This is a genomic window from Arthrobacter sp. MDT2-34-1, from assembly GCF_059091365.1.
The window spans coordinates 1-2,785 of record NZ_JBNHGO010000018.1 but is presented as its reverse complement, the minus strand read 5'-3'; the positions used below and the strand labels follow the sequence as shown (position 1 = coordinate 2,785).

2 protein-coding genes and 2 pseudogenes are annotated in these 2,785 nt (G+C 66.7%); 1 reads left to right on the top strand and 3 read right to left on the bottom strand.

Features of this window, described 5'->3' with window-relative positions; all coding sequences use genetic code 11:
• Positions 1-13: 13 nt before the first annotated feature.
• Positions 14-148, top strand: a complete 135-nt coding sequence (locus tag AC5RVV_RS17175; protein ID WP_494002577.1) for a cobalamin adenosyltransferase family protein — start codon at positions 14-16, stop codon at positions 146-148.
• Positions 149-298: 150 nt separating this feature from the next.
• On the opposite strand, the pseudogene AC5RVV_RS17170 reads toward AC5RVV_RS17175, so the two are convergent.
• The 3 genes and pseudogenes from AC5RVV_RS17170 to AC5RVV_RS17160 form a co-directional block, all read right to left on the bottom strand.
• Positions 299-1,123 (bottom strand): annotated as a pseudogene (locus tag AC5RVV_RS17170) (IS3 family transposase); the annotation flags it as partial.
• Positions 1,124-1,219: 96 nt separating this feature from the next.
• Positions 1,220-2,317 (bottom strand): IS110 family RNA-guided transposase, encoded by a 1,098-nt coding sequence (locus AC5RVV_RS17165; RefSeq protein ID WP_493986689.1) that lies wholly within the window; start codon positions 2,315-2,317, stop codon positions 1,220-1,222.
• 202 nt (positions 2,318-2,519) lie between these two features.
• Positions 2,520-2,785, bottom strand: a pseudogene (locus tag AC5RVV_RS17160) (IS3 family transposase); the annotation flags it as partial.

The window sequence follows — 2,785 nt, the reverse complement described above, 5'->3', positions numbered from 1 at the left end:
GGACCTCAGCGGCATGCTGCTGCCGGGCGGAACCCTCTCCGCTGCGCTGCTGTACCAGGCCCGCACGGCGGTGCGCCGCGCCGAACGCGTGGTCTGGACAGAAACCGCAAAGGCAGACCGGAACACCCAGGTAAGTCCGTTGGCTTAAACTCACTACAAACCACCCCGACACCCAGCCCCGGGATGAGCACGCCCCGAGCCCACCACAGGAGCACAACCAACCATGAGCACCCTCACCGGCTGGTGCATAACCAAAAACTGCGACACCTGTCAAGCCCCGGGTTTTGTGGAGACGTTTTTAGCTGGGATTTGTGAGTAGTTCCTGGATTGGTTTCCCGATGTGGGACAGCTCGTATTCGGCAGGCGGGACATAGCCGATTTCGCCGTGCAGGCGCCGGTGGTTGAACCAGTCGATGTACTCGGCGACGGCGACCTCGAGGTGGCCGATGTCCCGCCAGGGGCCTTTGTTGCGCACGAGCTCGGCCTTGAACAGCGAGTTGAAGGCCTCGGCCATCGCATTATCGTAGGAATCCCCGCGGGAGCCCACGGAGGCGACCGCGTCGGCTTCGGCCAGCCGCTCGGTATAGCGGACGGCACGATACTGGACCCCGCGGTCGGAGTGGTGGACCAGGCCCGACAGGTCGGCCCCGTCCTTCGTGCGGGACCAGAGACCCATTTCCAAGGCGTCCAGCGCCAGGTCCGTGTAGAGGCTCGTGGCGACCTGCCAGCCGACGACCAGGCGGGAAAACACATCGATGACGAAGGCCGCATACACCCAGCCGGCGAAGGTGCGCACGTAGGTGATGTCGGCGACCCACAGCGTGTTCGGCGCGTCCGCGGTGAACCGACACTCGACCAGATCCGCCGGGCGGCCGGTCTCCGCGGCAGGTTTCGTGGTCCGCGGCCCCTTGGCCCGCGAGATCCCGCGCAGGCCCTCGGCGCGCATCAGCCGCTCGACCGTGCAGCGGGCCACCTCGATGCCCTGGCGCTGCAGCTCCTTATGGATCTTGCGGGCGCCGTAGACACCGTAGTTGTCCTTGTGGATGTCCCTGATCTGCCCGGCCAGCTCCGCGTCCCGGAGGCTGCGGGCCGAGGCCGGCCGGGACCGGCGGGCGTAGTACGTGGCAGATCTGCTCGACTTCGTGGCCGCCGACCCTCATATAGTCGATGAAGGCGTAGATCAGCGGCGGCGAGGGTCGAGCTCCCGGATGCTCCTATGTCAAGCGGCAGCCTGTAGGCGTGGGGCCCGGTCGCGGAAAGCGGCGATTTTCAGCTCAGTTGTCGCGATAGCTTTGTGTGCGTCGTGCGCGCGTTCGTCGGCGCGGAGTGCCTGGAATACCCGGTCGGAAAGACGACGTCGCAGCAGTCGCATCACTTCGACCTTGGTCTTGCCCGTGTCGAGCTGTTTCGTGAAGTACTCGGCGCCCTGGCCGCCGAGGCGTTGCTGGGTGACGGCGGCCATGTGGAGGGAGGTGTTGATGCGGCGGTTGCCGCCGCGGGATAGCCGGACGCGGACCTTGTTGCCTGACCAGACGGGGATCGGCGTGGTGCCGTTGAAACGCGCGAACGCGTCCTTGGTCCTGAACCGGCGGACGCCGGCGGTCTCGCCCACGAGCATCGCCGCGCCGAGCACGCCCATACCGGGGATCGACAACAAGGTCGGATACTCGACCCGGACGATCCTAGCCAGCGGGCGTTCGATCGCGTTGATCCGATGCGTCAGCGCGAGGATGTCGGCGAGCATGTCGCGGGCGATTTCGGCGACCGCGCCGGCCTTGCCTGCGAGTTCGCGTGAAAGCTGCTCGAGCACCACGAATCGTCGCATCCCGCGGGATGGCACGGCCAGCTCCGGATCAAGCTCATGCAGGAACCACCGCAGCCTGGCCTGCAAACCGGTGCGGTATTCAACGAGCCGCTTCCGGTGGTCGGTGAACAGCTTGATGTCCCTGGACGGGCCGGCCAGGACCGCTGCCGGCAGGTCGTCTTCGCGGAGCGCGACCCGAGCGACGGCTTCGGCATCGATCGGGTCGGATTTTCCCTGCTCACGGGCGCCGCGTCGCATGCCCGCCATCAGACGCGTGTGCACGCGGACCACGCGCTGTCCGGCAGTCAACAGGTCGGCCTCAAGCCGGCGGGTCAGGTGGCGGCAGTCCTCGACCGCAACCGTCATCTCTCCGAACGCGTCGAGCCAGTCCACCAGGCGCTGGTGGCCGGCCTTGCGGGCCTCGACGGTCAGCACGCCGACACGTTTGCCGACCTCGTCGACCGCGACGAGCGTATGCGAGTTCTTGTGGGCATCGATACCAACAATGATCATGCGAGTGTCCTTTCTGTCTGATGCGGTGGCTCCGACACCCAGGCACCCGGCGGGCACGCCGCAATCAGGCACGGTCGCCGCGCATGCTCCTACCAGGCCACGCCGAGAACCCGGGAATCGGCGCCGGCGGGGCGGCACATCGCGGAAAAGCCACCAGCAAACGGGGCAGCGAAGAAACGAGCCAACCCCGCCGACATTCAGATCATGACATTGACGCGAAGAAAACCGAGGCTGCCTTGCGGATCTCGTTGGCCTCCCTCAGGTCCCTCACCTCGGCCTTCAGCCGTCGGATCTCCTCCAGCTCGTCGCTGGTCGGGCCGGTCTTCTCCCCGGCGTCGATCCGCGCCTGGACAACCCACTTGCGCAGCGTCTCGATGCCGACGTTCAGCTTAGGGGCCAGGGCCTTGCAGGCGGCGTCCACGGTCGGATAGTCCTCGAGCCGGTCCAGCGCCATGCGGACGGAACGCT

What these genes read in the sequence shown, in the direction of transcription:
- AC5RVV_RS17175 (WP_494002577.1), top strand. Translation starts at nt 14, where the DNA reads ATGCTGCTGCCGGGCGGAACCCTCTCCGCTGCGCTGCTGTACCAGGCC.
- AC5RVV_RS17165 (WP_493986689.1), bottom strand. Translation starts at nt 2,317, where the DNA reads ATGATCATTGTTGGTATCGATGCCCACAAGAACTCGCATACGCTCGTC.